Annotated in this window: 15 protein-coding genes and 1 pseudogene; 10 read left to right on the plus strand and 6 right to left on the minus strand. The window is 33.8% G+C overall.

The annotated features are described in order from the left end of the window. Nucleotides 1–185: 185 nt before the first annotated feature. The gene (locus JFU54_RS17545; protein WP_201065717.1) at nucleotides 186–635 is read right to left on the minus strand and encodes a BclA C-terminal domain-containing protein; all 450 of its coding nucleotides are present in this window, start codon (nucleotides 633–635) and stop codon (nucleotides 186–188) included. Nucleotides 636–958: 323 nt separating this feature from the next. Between JFU54_RS17545 and JFU54_RS17550 the strand changes: the two genes are divergently transcribed. Beyond that, on the plus strand, nucleotides 959–1,492 hold the full coding sequence (locus JFU54_RS17550; RefSeq protein WP_201065718.1) for a DUF4183 domain-containing protein: 534 nt from the start codon (nucleotides 959–961) through the stop codon (nucleotides 1,490–1,492). Between the two features lie 62 nt (nucleotides 1,493–1,554). Here JFU54_RS17550 and JFU54_RS17555 read toward each other — a convergent pair whose 3' ends face one another. Further along, nucleotides 1,555–1,845 carry a DUF4183 domain-containing protein gene (locus JFU54_RS17555; protein ID WP_002012883.1) on the minus strand — a complete coding sequence of 97 codons (291 nt, stop codon included), beginning with the start codon at nucleotides 1,843–1,845 and terminating at the stop codon, nucleotides 1,555–1,557. A gap of 489 nt (nucleotides 1,846–2,334) precedes the next feature. On the opposite strand from JFU54_RS17555, the gene JFU54_RS17560 reads away from it, so the two are divergent. Then, entirely contained in the window at nucleotides 2,335–3,627 is a 1,293-nt protein-coding gene (locus tag JFU54_RS17560; protein ID WP_201065719.1) for an exosporium glycoprotein BclB-related protein, read from the plus strand. A gap of 619 nt (nucleotides 3,628–4,246) precedes the next feature. Here JFU54_RS17560 and JFU54_RS17565 read toward each other — a convergent pair. Together JFU54_RS17565 and JFU54_RS17570 are read right to left on the minus strand one after the other, a co-directional pair. Next, a complete protein-coding gene (locus JFU54_RS17565) occupies nucleotides 4,247–4,879 on the minus strand; it encodes a cupin domain-containing protein (protein WP_002141757.1) in 633 nt (210 codons plus the stop codon). A 293-nt stretch (nucleotides 4,880–5,172) separates the two neighbouring features. Then, a pseudogene (locus JFU54_RS17570) lies at nucleotides 5,173–6,561 on the minus strand (HD domain-containing protein). A gap of 205 nt (nucleotides 6,562–6,766) precedes the next feature. Between JFU54_RS17570 and JFU54_RS17575 the strand changes: the two are divergent. The 3 genes from JFU54_RS17575 (at nucleotide 6,767) to JFU54_RS17585 (ending at nucleotide 9,325) form a co-directional block, all read left to right on the plus strand. Beyond that, nucleotides 6,767–7,072, plus strand: coding sequence for a luciferase domain-containing protein (locus JFU54_RS17575; RefSeq protein WP_002085572.1), 306 nt, complete (start codon nucleotides 6,767–6,769; stop codon nucleotides 7,070–7,072). A 95-nt stretch (nucleotides 7,073–7,167) separates the two neighbouring features. Further along, nucleotides 7,168–8,478, plus strand: a complete 1,311-nt coding sequence (locus JFU54_RS17580; RefSeq protein ID WP_201065720.1) for a phytoene desaturase family protein — start codon at nucleotides 7,168–7,170, stop codon at nucleotides 8,476–8,478. Beyond that, the gene (locus JFU54_RS17585) at nucleotides 8,456–9,325 is read left to right on the plus strand and encodes a sigma-70 family RNA polymerase sigma factor (RefSeq protein WP_002141760.1); all 870 of its coding nucleotides are present in this window, start codon (nucleotides 8,456–8,458) and stop codon (nucleotides 9,323–9,325) included. Before JFU54_RS17580 ends, JFU54_RS17585 begins: the two co-directional genes overlap by 23 nt. Before the next feature lie 35 nt (nucleotides 9,326–9,360). Here JFU54_RS17585 and JFU54_RS17590 read toward each other — a convergent pair whose 3' ends face one another. Continuing rightward, a complete protein-coding gene (locus tag JFU54_RS17590) occupies nucleotides 9,361–9,519 on the minus strand; it encodes a hypothetical protein (protein WP_002085567.1) in 159 nt (52 codons plus the stop codon). Nucleotides 9,520–9,824: 305 nt separating this feature from the next. On the opposite strand from JFU54_RS17590, the gene JFU54_RS17595 reads away from it, so the two are divergent. From JFU54_RS17595 to JFU54_RS17605, 3 genes are all read left to right on the plus strand, one after another. Continuing rightward, nucleotides 9,825–10,418: an O-methyltransferase gene (locus tag JFU54_RS17595; protein ID WP_002085565.1), complete on the plus strand. Its 594-nt coding sequence runs from the start codon at nucleotides 9,825–9,827 to the stop codon at nucleotides 10,416–10,418. Between the two features lie 348 nt (nucleotides 10,419–10,766). Further along, a complete protein-coding gene (locus tag JFU54_RS17600; RefSeq protein WP_002085564.1) occupies nucleotides 10,767–11,879 on the plus strand; it encodes a toxic anion resistance protein in 1,113 nt (370 codons plus the stop codon). 24 nt (nucleotides 11,880–11,903) lie between these two features. Next, nucleotides 11,904–12,737, plus strand: a complete 834-nt coding sequence (locus JFU54_RS17605) for a DUF3974 domain-containing protein (RefSeq protein WP_002035109.1) — start codon at nucleotides 11,904–11,906, stop codon at nucleotides 12,735–12,737. 56 nt (nucleotides 12,738–12,793) lie between these two features. Here the strand turns inward: JFU54_RS17605 and JFU54_RS17610 are convergent, their stop codons facing one another. Next, complete coding sequence (locus JFU54_RS17610) at nucleotides 12,794–14,353, minus strand: glycoside hydrolase family 10-like protein (protein ID WP_002035110.1); 1,560 nt, start codon at nucleotides 14,351–14,353, stop codon at nucleotides 12,794–12,796. Between the two features lie 226 nt (nucleotides 14,354–14,579). Here JFU54_RS17610 and JFU54_RS17615 point away from each other — a divergent pair, with 226 nt between their 5' ends. Next, the gene (locus JFU54_RS17615) at nucleotides 14,580–14,885 is read left to right on the plus strand and encodes a PTS sugar transporter subunit IIB (RefSeq protein WP_002189604.1); all 306 of its coding nucleotides are present in this window, start codon (nucleotides 14,580–14,582) and stop codon (nucleotides 14,883–14,885) included. Between the two features lie 11 nt (nucleotides 14,886–14,896). Next, nucleotides 14,897–16,180, plus strand: a complete 1,284-nt coding sequence (locus JFU54_RS17620; protein ID WP_002136305.1) for a PTS sugar transporter subunit IIC — start codon at nucleotides 14,897–14,899, stop codon at nucleotides 16,178–16,180. Nucleotides 16,181–16,241 lie beyond the last annotated feature (61 nt).

Genomic DNA, 16,241 nt, shown 5'->3' on the forward strand with positions numbered 1-16,241 from the left:
GAGAATGTTTCTCAAATACATATTGAGATGATTAGTAAAGGAGAAACTGTCTTCATAAATAACTTAACATTGATAGCGTATAGAGTAAATTGATAATGTTTATCCGGAATATTTAGTATAGATAGTTTCTACTATCTATATAGGGGAATGACATTTAAAGCTAAGAAGAAAAAATGAATCATTTATTAATCAACTCGTATAATTGTTAGAGAGGCGCCAGTTGATCCACCACCGACTAAATTGACAATTGATAAGAGACCGAATAATTGAAGAGAAATAGTATTACCTGCATTTAATATTGTAATTAAATTATTATTATAACTTGAAGTAGATAAGGCAGGAGATAGAATTGAGCTCAGAAGTGATGTAGATCCGTTTAAAATTAGTCTTGAACCCGCAAGAAGTACAGTTGTAGTATTAATTTGATAAGAAAGATAATAACGTCCCGTTACAGGGACTGTAAATAAATCATTCGCACTATTGACTGCAAAGCTATTAAGGCTTTGGTTGTTTGAGAGTAGTATGTTAGTACCCCCTAGTACAACTGAAACTGTTCCACCCACTGTATTATTTGCAAACATAGAATTTGTTGTAACGTTTATGCCGGTACTACCCGTGGGTCCGGTATTACTCATGAGTCCAGTACTACCAGTAGGACTAGTTAGTCTATAAGGAAGGATAATTGTACGTCATTATTTTTTGGGTTTTCTCTATCTTTATTTTTAATTAAAATCACCTCATTTTTATGATAAAGGAGATACTTTTCATATATTCTATTAATAATATTTTTTATAGTAACGGCATGCTGTTTAAAATACATACATTTTTAGTAAGTTACATTAAATTTGATTTTGTACAAAGATTTTAATCGAGAGATTAATAGTGTTTTTTTAGATAATTCTTTTAACATTTCGGAACATCTAACATTTAATAAATACTATAGAAGGGAGATGCAAATTTGAATCGATATGACAAATTACCAATGTCTAAGGAAGTTATGGATTCTAAAAATATTGGTCCTACATTTCCACCTCTTCCGTCTATTAATTTTCCAACCGGAGCGACCGGAGCAACAGGAGAAACAGGAGAAACAGGGGCAACCGGAGCAACAGGAGCAACCGGAGTAACAGGAGAAACAGGGGCAACCGGAGCAACCGGAGTAACAGGAGAAACAGGGGCAACCGGAGCAACAGGAGCAACAGGAATAACCGGCCCAACGGGAATACCGGGAACAATCCCAACAACAAACCTATTATATTTTACTTTTTCAGATGGGGAAAAACTTATATATACTAATGCAGATGGTATAGCACAATACGGTACAACACAAATCTTATCACCAAGTGAAGTTTCTTATATTAATCTATTTATAAATGGAATTCTTCAACCACAACCTTTTTATGAAGTTACAGCTGGTCAGTTGATTTTATTAGATGCTGAACCACCCTCACAAGGATCTTCAATTATCCTACAATTTATTATTATCAATTAAAAAGGACAGATTTCCTATAAAGAGAAATCTGCCCTTTTTGTTCTAAATTTGGTTAGTTAAAATTAAGTGACGATAAATTCAATTGTAATTGGAATTCCACCGTCTAATACATCTCCGCCAGGAATTGTAATAGCACCAGTAGGACCAGTAGTAACACTGGAGTTTACACTAGGCTGAAGAATACCGTTTATATAGAGATTGTAATACGTAAAAGTTGGGAAGGCAGTTGCAGTAGTACCCGCATCGTTTAAACAAGCTGTGGCAGCAATCGCAAAAGCAGCACCTGTGCCTGTTCCAGCTCCTAGTGTAGAGGTGAATCTTCTAGATGCCATAAATGGTTGAATGATAGGCATTTAATTCTCACTCCTATTCTAAATTTATTGGAACGAAGTTTAGAATAACTTGTCCACTATATAATATGAGAATTTTCTATATTAGAAACGGCATCCTGATTATAGTTTCAACACAATTTTTGTATAGGTAAAATACTAATTATTCTAGTATGGAAAAAGTGATGCCATTATAAGTGGAACATATGTTATCGATTGTTTTAGTGATTACTATGGATAATTAAATTGATAGGCAATTGAATTTGGGAGATAAACGTGGAAAAATAAAATAAACTCTTAAGTTTAGGTATTTAATCTAAGCAGTCAATTATTAAAAACATATAATTAATATGTGAGTCATGAACATAATTAAATTACGTTTTCAAGTTTGATTATAATTCATGTTTCCTATTTTAAGAGAAACATATAACTCAACTACTTTTTTCAATCGCATCTTTTATAGTTCTTAGAATAGGAAAACACTCAACTATAAGAAAAGCAAGGAGGAAATAAATGTCAAATAATAATTGTTTTGGTCATAATAACTGCAATCCGATTGTTTTTTCAGCAGATTGTTGTAAAAATCCACAGTCAGTTCCTATTACTAGCCAACAATTAAGTCAATTAATTACTTTACTAAATTCATTAATATCAGCTATTTCAGCATTTTTTGCAAATCCAAGTAATGCAAACAGATTAGCGTTACTCGATTTATTTAATCAATTTTTAATTTTCTTAAATTCCTTATTACCTTCTCCAGAAGTTAATTTTTTGAAACAATTAACTCAAAGTATTATAGTTTTATTACAATCTCCAGCACCTAATTTAGGACAATTGTCAACATTATTGCAACAATTTTATAGCGCTCTTGCACAATTCTTCTTCGCTCTAGATCTTATCCCTATATCCTGCAACTCAAATATCGATCCTGCAACTTTACAAGTTCTTTTTGGTTTATTAATTCAATTAATCAATGCTACTCCAGGGGCAACAGGTCCAACAGGTCCAACAGGTCCAACAGGGGCAACAGGTCCAACAGGAGCAACAGGAGGCGGAGCAACAGGAGCAACAGGAGCAACAGGAGCAACAGGAGCGACAGGAGCGACAGGAGCGACAGGAGCGACAGGAGCAACAGGAGGCGGAGCAACAGGAGCGACAGGAGCAACAGGAGCGACAGGAGCAACAGGAGCGACAGGAGCAACAGGAGCAACAGGAGCAACAGGAGCGACAGGAGCGACAGGAGCAACAGGAGCAACAGGAGCAACAGGAGCAACAGGAGCAACAGGAGCGACAGGAGCAACAGGAGCAACTGGTGGCGGAGCTATTATTCCGTTTGCTTCAGGTACAACACCATCTGCGTTAGTTAACGCGTTAATAGCTAATACAGGAACTCTTCTTGGATTTGGATTTAGTCAGCCTGGAGTTGCTTTAACGGGTGGAACAAGTATCACATTAGCGTTAGGGATAGGTTCTTATGCATTTGTAGCACCACGTGCAGGGACTATTACGTCATTAGCAGGTTTCTTTAGTGCAACAGCTGCATTAGCTCCATTATCACCTGTTCAAGTGCAGATACAAATATTAACTGCACCAGCAGCAAGTAATACGTTTACAGTACAGGGCGCACCTTTATTATTAGCACCAGCATTTGCTGTAATAGCGATTGGTGCTACAGCATCAGGTATCATACCTGAAGCAATTCCGGTAGCCGCTGGGGATAAAGTATTATTATATGTTTCATTAACAGCTGCTAGTCCAATAGCTGCAGTTGCTGGATTTGTAAGTGCAGGTATTAATATCGTCTAACTTGTTACAATGTTTGTTTGAAATTTAAACAGGCATTTGTATATAGCCCCACCTAATTTTATTAGGTGGGGCTATATTTTTTGTGGGAAATTAGAAATAAATCAATTGAAAAGTTACTCTTTGTTAAGTTGGTATATAAGAAAAATTAAAATTTATGATTTGCACTTTATTGTTTATGGAATAAGTTATATAGTTTGAAAAATTACATATAAACAAAAAAGATGAATTCTATTAAAAACAGAATTCATCCATTAAATAAACTATATACTAGTGGGTTAAATTGTTAATCATGAGCGGTGAAATGTCATTGCTCAAATTAGTAATAAACTATTTATTTTTATTACAGTTACATCCTTTTTTCTTTACATAGCCTTGCTCTGCTAAATCTCTTTGTGACTGGGAATCGGAAGATTGAGAGTTCGAAGATTGAGAGGATGCTGAAGAGCTACTATTTTTATTATTAGAGTAGTTTTTTCGATAGTTATAATTACTCATAGTACTATCACCTCCAATTAAATATATAAATATTATATGTATGTACTCTATTAATTGTTACGATAAAAAATCTCCTCGATATTTTCCGAGGAGATAAATGGTGGTTCTATTAAAATGATACTAATTAATACCCCCAGTATAGAGGGAAGTAATAAGAATCTTGGTAATATAGATTTTGTTGTTGAGTAGGGGGCTGAGTTGACTGATTTATCATGTCGCGGTTTTGATTACAGTTTCCGGGAGGACCAATTACCGTAGTGGATTGAATTGGGGATACTGCTTGTTTCCATTGTTGTTCATTGAGGCAATAAGTATGAGCCATCATATTAGCGGGAGTTAATCTTAAAATATCAGAACCAAAAATAACTTCTGGGGTTGGGGCGTCGAATATAGCTAATAAATGAGTATTATCTGCTGAAGCAATTTCATAATGCCACCACGCTTGTGGAATGTTGGCAACTTGCCCTGGTTTTATCGGTAAGTTTAATATTTGATTCGTAAATGGATTAAGTAAAGAAACAACAGCAGATCCTGAAATACAGTAAACAAGTTCAGCTGCATTTTGATGAATATGTGGTTCTACAACGTTGCCTGTACTTAAATAAATATCTAATAAAGAAGTATTTTCTAAAGTGTTTAATTGTTTTATGCCAAGTACATTTATATAATTTTGGGCATCTTTCTTAAAAAAATTACTTTTACTTAAATCATGAGTGAAATTAGTTGAGGGGGAAGTGTAGTCGATATTAGAAGTCAATTGTATTACCCGCCTTTCTATAGGTAAGTATGGATACAACTTTAGGATATGTGCCTAGTGTTAGTTATGTGCATTTGTCTGTATCATAATAAATTCACCTGTTTTATAAAGAATATAGGTTGTGCTTCTTATTTCTCATAATGTAAATACGGATAAAAATTAGAGCGAACTAATGAAAGTCGGAATTATTGATGTTAGGTTAGGAGTAAAAATATTGAAATTTATTTCGTATATTTTAATGGTTACGTTATATGAAAAGACCAATACCTTATAGAGAGGAATTGGCCTTTTATTTAAGATAGTTTTTGATGAATCATTAATTGTGCTTTAGCAGTATTGGCGTAATTTAGCCATTCTATTGCCAAGTTTTTGTTTTAAATCAAAATGGATTTCAATTACGTCTAAATGAGATATCTTTGTTTTAAGTGGAACAGGCATCCCATTTACTTTTACTTTTTTCATGCTATGTGCAATTTTTGGAAATGCAGAGAAAGAAAAATCAATGATTGTAGCACCATCAGGTAAATAAACTGGTTGTAAATCTGTAGTATAAGCTGTAATAGTATTTTCAAATAGTTCATACGATACTAAACTACGGAAAGTGATTGGATCTGTAGTTAATAAATTGTTATTCACAATTGTATCATCCATTATTTTATAAGATATTGCTTGAATATTTGCAGTTCTATCATTCAATAAAGAAAAAATACCGTTATCTTTCAACGTTTTTGCTATTTGTGTTTGAATGATAATTGTTTGTTCAGCATCATTCATATTGACTTTAGTTTTTAAGTTGTTATTAAAATGGCTATTTTCAAGTGCTATATTATCCTCGAAATAGTTTATAGTTGGTTTATATAATTGATGTATTATTCCAAGAATTTTATAGCAATCTAGTACACTTGTAGTTGTAATACAAATTTGTGTAATACCTGATACATTTTGTATTTCTTGTAATTGTGAATATGCAGTATATACTGGGGGAAACTCATAGTTTATTTCAAATGAAAGGTTTGTATTAGAAAAAGAATGTATTCCTTTTCTTAAATGAGTTATATTTTTTGAAGGTGTGGCACATATTCGGTTAAAAATTTATGTACTTCAGTATATCTTTCTTTATGTAGATATTGAAAAGCAAGATTTTCTAATTCATGCTGGATTGTATATAACCCTAATCGCTTTGCAAGTGGCGCAAATAGTGTTAATGTTTCATTCGCATAAGCTACTTGTTTTGCGGGTTTTTTAACACTCAATGTTTTTATATTGTGAAGGCGATCTATAACTTTAATAATGCCAACACGTATATCTTGTTGAGAGGATACTAGTAATTTTTTGAAATTAATTGCTTCGTATAATACTTTGTTTTGATCTTGTAGTTTTTTTTCTTTTGTTAATCCATTTACAATATATTGAATAGTCGCACCAAAATGTGATTCAATTTCTTCTAGAGAGTATTCGGTATCTTCTACAACATCGTGTAATAAAGCAGCAATCAATGTTGTAATGTCAGCTTTATAATTTAGCAGTATTTCTGTAATCGCGAAAGGGTGAATAATATATGGTTCTCCAGTTTGACGGTATTGTCCATCATGTGCTTGCTCTGCAAAATGTATAGCTTTTTTCAAAAGCTTTAATTCATCAGATCGTAGATAATTTGCCTTTTGTAATAATACCTTGCTCATATATATCCATCCCTTAAATTTATTTTTAATAATAATTCTATATAATAGAATAAATACCCTTTGAAATTGTTTTAAGTGTGTAAAAAAATAAAGATATTGAGATTAAACTATATTCGTATATCCATTCATACTTTGGATTGATGGAAAAAAGTAATGAACATGTTAATTTAATATTACATCAATCATTAAAAAGGGGTGAAGGTTCATGTCATTTAGTGAAATGATTAGAAATGAAGTACTTGGCTGGGCAGGTGTTTCTGAAAAGCCGCATCGATTTGGTGGTATTGAAATAAATTATGGTAAGAAAGAACTTGGTCATTTGCATGGCGATAAGTTAGTTGATTTACCATTTCCAAAGGTAAAGCGGGATGAATTAGTGAGCCAAGGATTGGTGAAACCACATCACGTATTACCTGAATCAGGATGGATAAGTTATTATATAAAGAGTGAAGATGATATTCCATTTGCAATTGAGTTATTTCGTATGCAATATGACAGAATAAAAAAATAATGAAATAAAATAGATAAGTAAAAATATATTTTCATAGTCACATCCCTCCTTAATCGTTCGTCTCGTATGTAGAACGGATAAGGAGGGATTTTATTATGAAACATTTTGATGTAGCAATTGTTGGTGGTGGGCTTGCTGGATTAACAGCATCTATATATTTAGCGAAAGCTGGAAGGAAAGTTATTGTATTAGAAAAGTCCAGTCACTTCGGTGGTCGAGGGATGACTATAAATAAAAACGGCATTTGTATGAATCTTGGTGCACATGCTTTATATAGAGGTGGAGAAGCGTTTATAACTTTTAATGAGCTAGGAGTAAATCTTCCAGGTGGAATCCCATCTACAAAAGCACATGGAATATGGAAAGGGGATATTTATACCATTCCAACAGATTTTCGCTCTATTTTATCAACACCGTTACTTTCATGGTCTGCAAAAGTACAGTTCGCTCGTCTTATGATTCATTTAGGAAACTTAGATGTAGAAAAAGTTCCGAAAATAAGCCTAACTACATGGGCAGAAAATGAAATTAAAGATCCAATGGTTCGAAATATATTTTATGCATTATGCCGAACAACAACATATACGTATGCTCCTACAATACAATTAGCATCTTCCGTACTAAAGCAAATACAGCTTTCTATGAAAGAAGGAGTACTTTATGTAGATGGTGGTTGGGAGACGATAATAACAAATTTAAGAGGAATAGCGAATACTAGTGGTGTAAAATTTCTGGCTAAAAAGCATGTTTTAAAAATAGAGCATTGTGAAGGAAAACAAAGAATACATTGTTTTGACGATGAAGTATTTGAAGCAGGGGCAGTTATTGTAACAACTCCACCGAAAGAGGCATGTAAAATTATAAAAGGTACAGAAGGAACAAGTTTGCAAAAATGGAGTGAACAATCTATACAAGTGACCGTGGCAGCGTTAGATATTGGTTTAAAACAATTACCAAATCCTTTGCATCATTTTGCATTGGGATTGGATCAACCTATATTTTTCACGAATCAATCGAGAGCAGCTAAATTAAGTGAAGATGGATCAATTGTAGTGAGTCTAATTAAATACCATAACCCTGTACTAGAACTGAATCATATTCAAGAAGAGAAAGAACAGTTAGAAAATATGATGGAATTGTTACATCCGAATTGGAAAAGAGAAGTTGTTGCACAGCAATATTTACCGAAAATTACGGTAGTACATGATTTTCCTCATATTGACCGTGTTGAAAAACCAGGCCCTAATATACCTGAAATGCCAGGTGTTTACGTTGCAGGAGATTGGGCTGGGCATGATGAAATATTAGCTGATGCTGCGGTAGCAAGCGGGAAACGTGCAGCGTTACACATTTTAAAGAAATTTGAAAGTGAGGCAGTTCATCATGGAAACGGAGCAGTTATATGAAGCGTATCAACCATTATTATTTTCGTTAGCATATAGAATCCTTGGGAGTGTTATGGATGCTGAAGATATCGTCCATGACGTATTTATATCGTTTAATAATATGGAGGACGTTCAATCTATAGAAAATATGAGAGCCTATTTATGTAAAATGGTAACAAATCGCTCAATTGACAAATTACGTTCGGCAGCACATAAACGTAACGTATATGTCGGAATGTGGTTGCCAGAGCCATTTGTGGAAGAGATTGATGATCCATCAGAGTCATTTGTAATGAAAGAATCAATTTCTACGGCATATTTATTACTTTTACAACAACTGACTGAGGTAGAGAGGGTTGTTTTCATATTAAGAGAGGTTTTTAGTTATGACTACGAAGAAATCGCTTCGATTGTAGAAAAGAGTAGTGTGAATTGCCGAAAAATCTTTCAACGTGCACGAAAAAGTATTTTAGATAAGCCGAAGCAGTCAACATTAAGTACGAAGAAGATGGCTGCTTACGTGGAGAAATTTGTATCATCATTGCAGTGTGGGGATACGCAAGGCATGTTAGAAGTTTTAAAAACAGATGCGATATTTAAAGCAGATGGTGGTGGTAAAGTTACAACTGCAATTAATCCGATTTATTCTGCAGATAAAATTATACGTTTGTTCTTTGGAATTGCAAAACGATTGCCAGAAAAGTATAGTGTTGATTTCAAAATAGTAAATGGTGCACCAGGCGTTATAGTTACAATAAATAATAAAGTGACGTATGTACTTTCATTCATATTTGAGGATGAGAAAATTTCAAACATTTATATGATGGTTAATCCAGAAAAACTTATGCACTTAAATGTAATAGTATAAAAAAGACGCATTTCTTTAGAAGTGCGTCTTTTTTTTTATTTTTCTAACATTTCAAGAGGTACATCTTTTTCGCCGGCTACCTCGAATTTAATTTCCCCGTCTTCTTCATAAATGCGTTTAATAATCGGTATAGTTATCATTAGTTTTTTATGCTGTTTACGTCTTCTAGCAGCATCTAAGTTAATCACGTTCATGTGTAAGCATCCTTTCTTACAGAAATATATAAACAAAAGAAAATGCGTCCGAAAAGGGCGCTTAGTTGAATTAGAAATACCGATTCATTTAAATGGGGTTTAGATTATCTTATAATTGAAAACTGATTGTAAAATAATGTGAATTAAATAATTGCACGTAGAAATTAACTTTACCAAAAAACGAAACAATATGCTATAAAAAATTTTAATTCTTTGTCGTATAACAGGAAAAAGGTGTGCATTTCGCATATAATGAAAAGTAGACGGGCATCATGTACTTTTTCATCATATTGCTTGGAAAGGCGATGGAGAAAATGAATACTCTAGATTCATTATTATTGCAACTTGAACAATATGGAGAAGAGCATGATCGACATAAAGAAAAAAGAGAAGAAAAATTAAGAAATATTTCTCGTGAAATGGGGCAGTTTTTATCAGTATTAGTAAAGGGCTGCAATGCAAAAAAAATTTTAGAAATTGGAACTTCAAATGGCTATTCTACATTGTGGCTAGCAAATGCGGTAGAAGAAACAAATGGAAATGTTATAACTGTAGAACTTTCTTCAGAACGGGTTGGAGAGGCACTTGGAAATTTTGAAAGGGCAAATCTTACACAGAGAATCGATATTCATAATCAAGAGGCTGGGGCATTTTTAGATTCGCAAGTAGATCGTTCATTTGATTTTATTTTCCTAGATTCAGAGCGCACGCAATACATGTGGTGGTGGGAACATATAAAACGTATTTTAGAGCCAAAAGGTTTTCTTGTAATTGATAATGCAACTTCTCATGCGGGGGAATTAGCTGGATTTATAAAGATGATTGAAGAAGACGTTACGTTTGAAACCGTGTTATTAGCTTTTCAAAAGGGAGCATTTGTTGCGCGGAAGAATAATTAGAAGTGGACCTAATATAATTATCACATTGAAAGATAGTATATGTCAAAAGATAGAGCATTGTATGAATTTAAGAAGGTAACTAAATGGAATTTCAAATTAATAGTCAGTGGTGATAAGTAAGGTAAGCTGTGAAGAATCCGTCTTCAGTATGTTGTTCTCTAGGTCTTAAGTCTGAGGAAAATAATGACGAGAACAGGTATACTTATACTATGAAACAGGGAATGACTGCATAAGCAGGTATTTCTTGAAAAATCGATTTCAAGCAAGCAAAAATGTATATGAAATACGATATATTAGATGAAATATAGTGCACATAAATTCGCACATATAAATAAAGGAGCGATTTTGTTGACTGAACTCGAGAAAAAAGAACCTGTATCGATTGTGAAAGATAATAATGTAGAAGTAGTAGTGGATACAGTAATAAAAGATGCAGAACTTGAAGAACTGAATAAAGAAGCAGATCTTTATGTACAAAAGTTAAATAGCGAGCAAAATACAGATTTATCAAAAGTATTGTCGCAGCTTGGAGACTTAGGGGATAAAGAGCAGCAAGCGGCAGGACAAACGCTATCAGCTTTAAAACGTCCTGTGACAGCGATGATGAATGGAAAGAATGAAGAAATTCCAAATACATTGTTAGAATTACGAAAAGTGGTATCAGAACTTGATCCAAACTCATTAAAAGCAACTGGTATGAAGAAACTTATGTTTAAAGTGTTTAAGAAAAATCCGCTTGAAAATTACGTGCATAAATATCAATCTATAGATAAGCAAATCGAGGAGATTATAAGATCACTTCTCATTGGCCGTGATAACTTGCAAGAGGATACGGTTGGTCTTGAAATGTTAAAAGAGCAATCACACGATAAAATTCACGCTCTTGATAAACAAGTATACTTAGGAAGAAAACTTGCTGGTATGCTTGAAGCTGAGAAACAAAATCCAGAACGTCAAAGGGATATTCCGTTAATAAATGATGCATTAGAAAAGATACTTGTGCGTACTCGTAATATGCAACAAGCAAAAAGTGTATTATTACAATCTATCGCATCTGTAGACATCATTAAGAAAAATAATGAAAAGCTATCAGAGGCAATTCGTAATGCAATTACGATGACACAAAACGTTATAACGGTTTCAGCTGCAATTCAGCTCGCATTAACAAATCAACGTAAAACAATTGATGCAGTTAATGCGACAAATGAAGCGATTGAATCAATGGTATTAAGCAATTCTCAAGCATTAAAACAAAATACAGAAGAAACAACAAAACTCCTAGAAAATCCTGCAATTAGCATGGATAAATTGCGTGAATCATTCCAAAATGTATTTGCCGCTATTGAAGCATCTGAGAAATCGTCAGAACGTATTATTGAGTCTAGTAAGAAATTTGTAATTGAACTAGATACATTTAATGATGAGATGAAGCAGAAACTCATTCAGCGTCCAAGGAAATAACAGACTTTTAGAGGAGGTGAAAAAATGAGTTTCATTCAAGGAGTATTATTACTATTAGGATCATTACTTTTAATCGCATTTACTGTCGTTGTTTTAGTTGTATACTTCGGACGTAAACTTTATTTTTCATGGACGAAACCATATAAGAGAGCACAAGATTCCATTGAGAAATTATCAAACAAATCGACACCGTTTTTACAAGAGTTTACGCAACATCCACTCTTTTATCGCTGGATTCGTACGGAAGGAAAGAAAGAACAACATACATTGAATACTCTTTTCTGTACATCAGGTCAACGTACGAGAGAACAAGTATTTTCAATGTTACCGAAAGAAAAACAGAAAAAAGTGCATGTAATGGCAAAAACAACGAAAAAGCTTACAAATGAAGATATCGATGTGGCCGCGATGAAAGTGAAAGATTTCTTAAGACAAGAAACGCAGCAAACTGTAAAACCGACAGACTTATCGTTTTATAAATTGTATTTCTATGATCGATATCCAGATGCATTAAATACAATTCAAGCATATAAACGCTCGATTAATCCTTCACTACAAAGAACAGTTGATGACATTACAATTTCAGTATTAAATGCATTGCCGTACTATCAAGAACAACGCATGTTTGAACAACAACATAAACTTGAAACGTTCTTAATGAAAGATTTAACAGCGATGTTATCATTAGTGGTACAATTACCACCATCACAACGTCCTGAAAAAGAAGAAGAACTAAAAATATACTTGCAAAATTTCCAAAAAGAAATGGAAGTAGTAGAGCGTGATATTCGCGACTCCATTGATCATGATTTGAATGTGAAGATGAGAGCAGCGACTGAGAAGTTTAAGAATAAATAAAAAAGGCGCCTTAAAAGCTAAGTATTTCTCAGCTTTAAGGCGTTTTTTTTGAGATTTTATTTTGCCTTAACGGTAGTAAAACTAGAAGGAATGCTTTCATTATGCAATCGATCAACTGCAGTTACCACATACGTATACGTTTCTCCAGAAATAGCCGTTTTATCTACGTAAATTTCTCCAAGTTTTGTTTTTCTTACAGTAGTAAGTAAATGTTTTGGGTTTTGTATATCCACTTCATTTTTTCCATTCACACGGTAAATGGCGTAATAAGAAGAGTCATTATCTCTATTGTCAATTATTCCTACGGCAATACCTTCATCTCTTGGAATGGCACCTTTTAAAGTAGGTTGTTTTGGCGGATCATGATCAAGCCAAGGCATAGGTGGAATTAATGCAGGGTGTTTATATATGTCTTTTGAGAGTCTATCTTTAATTCCAAGTGGATTGTTATTTATATCTTTTAAACTGAAATGCATACTACCTTTTATTTGTGGATATTGATGGTTTAAAGCGATTTGCTTTGGATATTCTTCTGGCTCAGACCAAGCAGGCACAGAGTTGTTATTTATTTTATAAGCCGCTTGACCGATGTATAGGTGAATCGGTTTGTTATTTGTTTCTTTTACCCACCAATCTACTAATATATCATATGCAGCAGGTGTGAAACCTATATTCCAATATATTTGAGGTGTAATGTAGTCAATGTACCCTTTTTGTATCCACTCACGTGTGTCAGCATAAAGGTCATCGTAGTTTCTTTGACCTGCGGTTGTATTAGAGCCAGTTGGATCGTCAGCTATATTTCGCCATACACCAAATGGACTAATGCCAAATTTCACGTATGATTTTTCTTGTTTTATAGCAGTATTTAAACCTTTTACGAGTTCATTTACATTATTGCGACGCCAATCTTCGATAGTTGAAAAATTCTCATTATTATATGATTCAAATGTTTTTTGATCAGGAAATTCTTCGCCAACTACTTTATAAGGGTAAAAATAATCGTCCATATGAATTGCATCAACATCATAATTTTTTACGATTTCTAAAGCGCCTTCCGTTATAAAGTTTTTCACATCTGGAATACCAGGGTTGTAATATAGCTTCCCGCCGTAAGGTACAACCCAATCGGGATGTTGTCTTGCAGGGTGATTATTTGATAATCGATTTATATCAGTGTGATTCATCGTTATTCGGTATGGATTAATCCATGCGTGGAATTCTATATTTCTTTTATGTGCTTCTTCAATCATAAATGCGAGCGGATCGTATCCAGGGTCTTTTCCTTGTGTACCCGTAATGTATTCAGACCAAGGACCGTAATTTGAAGGATAGAAAGCATCAGCAGTCGGTTTAATTTGTACAACGACTGCATTCATACCAGTGTTTTTTACATCGTCTAATAGTCTTATAAATTCTTGTTTCTGCTTTTCAATAGGTAAGCCAGTTTTTGAAGGCCAATCAATATTGAGAACAGATGCTAGCCATACAGCGCGTAATTCATGTTTTTTGTAAGTAGTATTTACTTCAGCATAAGTAGAGTGAGGGGAAATGAAAGAGAAAGGAGTAAACAATATGACGATACAGCACATCATTACTAAACGTTTCATAATCATTTATACGCCTCCCTATTATACGATTATTTAAAATAATATATGATGTTAGGTTGGCCCTGCAATTGAGAAAAATAAACATTGAAACATTAATTTAATAGGAAAAATATTTTTAGTGAAATTTACTTTCAGTATAACTAAATCGTTTCATTTCTTCATATGCTTGTTAGTAAAGTGAAACTTTCTTTCATTTGAAAGAAACAATTTATAAGTATAGGAGGATTCAATAATGAAAGTTTTATTCGTTTGTTCTGGAGGAATGTCCAGCGCAATTGTTGTAAACGCTTTAAAAAAAGAAGCAGAGAAAAAAGGTATGAACATGGAAGTGCATGCTATTGGAACAAGTGAGGTGGAGGAAGAAGTAAAGAATGGTTGGGATGTTGTAATGGTTGCACCTCAAGTTAGACATCGATTTGACGCTGTAAAAAAACTTACAGAACAAGAATCTATTCCGTGCGGTATTATTCCGCCGCAAGCATACACGCCGCTTGGTGGACCGGCTTTATTAAAAACTGTAAATGAATTAATTAGTTAGGGGGAAGCGTTATGAATAAGTTTGTCACGTTTCTTGATAAAAACTTATCTGGACCGATGGCAAGGCTTTCTGAACAGAGGCATTTACAAGCAATCCGTGATGGAGTTATTTCGGCGTTACCATTTATTATCGTAGGGAGTTTCTTTTTAATAGTAGCATTTCCACCATTACCGAAAGATAGTTTCATATCAGTTTGGGCATTGAAAAATCAAACAAGTATATTAATACCATATCGTTTAACGATGTTTATTATGTCTTTATATATAGCATTTGGTATAGGATACAATTTAGCGAAAAGTTATAAGTTAGATGCTTTATCAGGGGCACAGTTAGCAGTATGCTCACTACTTTTAACATTGACGCCCGAATTAATCGATAAAAAAGGATTTATGCTTCCGATGACAAATCTCGGGGGGCATGGATTATTCGTAACGATGATCGTATCTATTTTATCAGTAGAGATTTTAAGATTTTGTAAGACGAAAAATGTAATGATTAAAATGCCAGAACAAGTACCGCCGTCTGTTTCACGTTCGTTTGAAGCACTTATACCTGCTGCATTCGTAATTATTTTAATGAGTTTAGTAACTGTCGTTTTTAGTATTGATTTACATCATGTAGTTGATAAATTAGCGGCACCGTTAGTAAAAGCTGGTGATAGTTACTTCGGTGTAATCATTCCAGTATTTTTAATTACATTTTTTTGGTCATTCGGAATCCATGGTGTGTCGGTTGTTGGAACTGTTGCCCGGCCATTATGGGAAGTATATTTAGGGAAAAATGGTGAAGCAGTTGCTAGTGGAGCAGATCAGTTGCCATTCATATCACCAGAGCCGTTATACCAATGGTTTATATGGATTGGTGGTTCTGGTGCGACGTTAGGGCTTGTATTAGCTATGATTGTATTTGGTCGATCAAAATATTCGAAAGCATTATCAAGAACTTGTATTGTTCCTGGTATTTTTAATATTAATGAACCTGTTATTTTCGGATTACCGATTGTACTAAATCCAATTTTAATTATCCCGTTTATCATTACACCACTCGTAACAGCAACTGTTGCATATTCAGCAACTGCGATGGGATTTGTAACGCCAACACATATTATGCCGCCGTGGACATTACCAGCTCCAATTGGCGCGTATTTAGCCACAGGTGGAGATTGGCGTGCAGTGGTATTAGTTTTTATAAATATAGCAATATCATTCCTTATTTACCTACCATTCTTTAAAATGTACGACAAAAACATGCTTGAAATTGAGAAAAATGGTGATGGGGAAGCTGTTAATCCGTAAGTTTTATATTTTATTTTTGAGTGATAGGCATTTTGTCTATCACTTCTTTCACATTAAGTCC

The organism is Bacillus sp. TH19 (assembly GCF_016651075.1).
Classification (GTDB): domain Bacteria; phylum Bacillota; class Bacilli; order Bacillales; family Bacillaceae_G; genus Bacillus_A; species Bacillus_A mycoides.

What these genes read in the sequence shown, in the direction of transcription:
- JFU54_RS17610 (WP_002035110.1), bottom strand. Translation starts at nt 14,353, where the DNA reads ATGATTATGAAACGTTTAGTAATGATGTGCTGTATCGTCATATTGTTT.
- JFU54_RS17605 (WP_002035109.1), top strand. Translation starts at nt 11,904, where the DNA reads ATGAGTTTCATTCAAGGAGTATTATTACTATTAGGATCATTACTTTTA.
- JFU54_RS17545 (WP_201065717.1), bottom strand. Translation starts at nt 635, where the DNA reads ATGAGTAATACCGGACCCACGGGTAGTACCGGCATAAACGTTACAACA.
- JFU54_RS17560 (WP_201065719.1), top strand. Translation starts at nt 2,335, where the DNA reads ATGTCAAATAATAATTGTTTTGGTCATAATAACTGCAATCCGATTGTT.
- JFU54_RS17585 (WP_002141760.1), top strand. Translation starts at nt 8,456, where the DNA reads ATGGAAACGGAGCAGTTATATGAAGCGTATCAACCATTATTATTTTCG.
- JFU54_RS17615 (WP_002189604.1), top strand. Translation starts at nt 14,580, where the DNA reads ATGAAAGTTTTATTCGTTTGTTCTGGAGGAATGTCCAGCGCAATTGTT.
- JFU54_RS17620 (WP_002136305.1), top strand. Translation starts at nt 14,897, where the DNA reads ATGAATAAGTTTGTCACGTTTCTTGATAAAAACTTATCTGGACCGATG.
- JFU54_RS17595 (WP_002085565.1), top strand. Translation starts at nt 9,825, where the DNA reads ATGGAGAAAATGAATACTCTAGATTCATTATTATTGCAACTTGAACAA.
- JFU54_RS17580 (WP_201065720.1), top strand. Translation starts at nt 7,168, where the DNA reads ATGAAACATTTTGATGTAGCAATTGTTGGTGGTGGGCTTGCTGGATTA.
- JFU54_RS17575 (WP_002085572.1), top strand. Translation starts at nt 6,767, where the DNA reads ATGTCATTTAGTGAAATGATTAGAAATGAAGTACTTGGCTGGGCAGGT.
- JFU54_RS17590 (WP_002085567.1), bottom strand. Translation starts at nt 9,519, where the DNA reads ATGAACGTGATTAACTTAGATGCTGCTAGAAGACGTAAACAGCATAAA.
- JFU54_RS17555 (WP_002012883.1), bottom strand. Translation starts at nt 1,845, where the DNA reads ATGCCTATCATTCAACCATTTATGGCATCTAGAAGATTCACCTCTACA.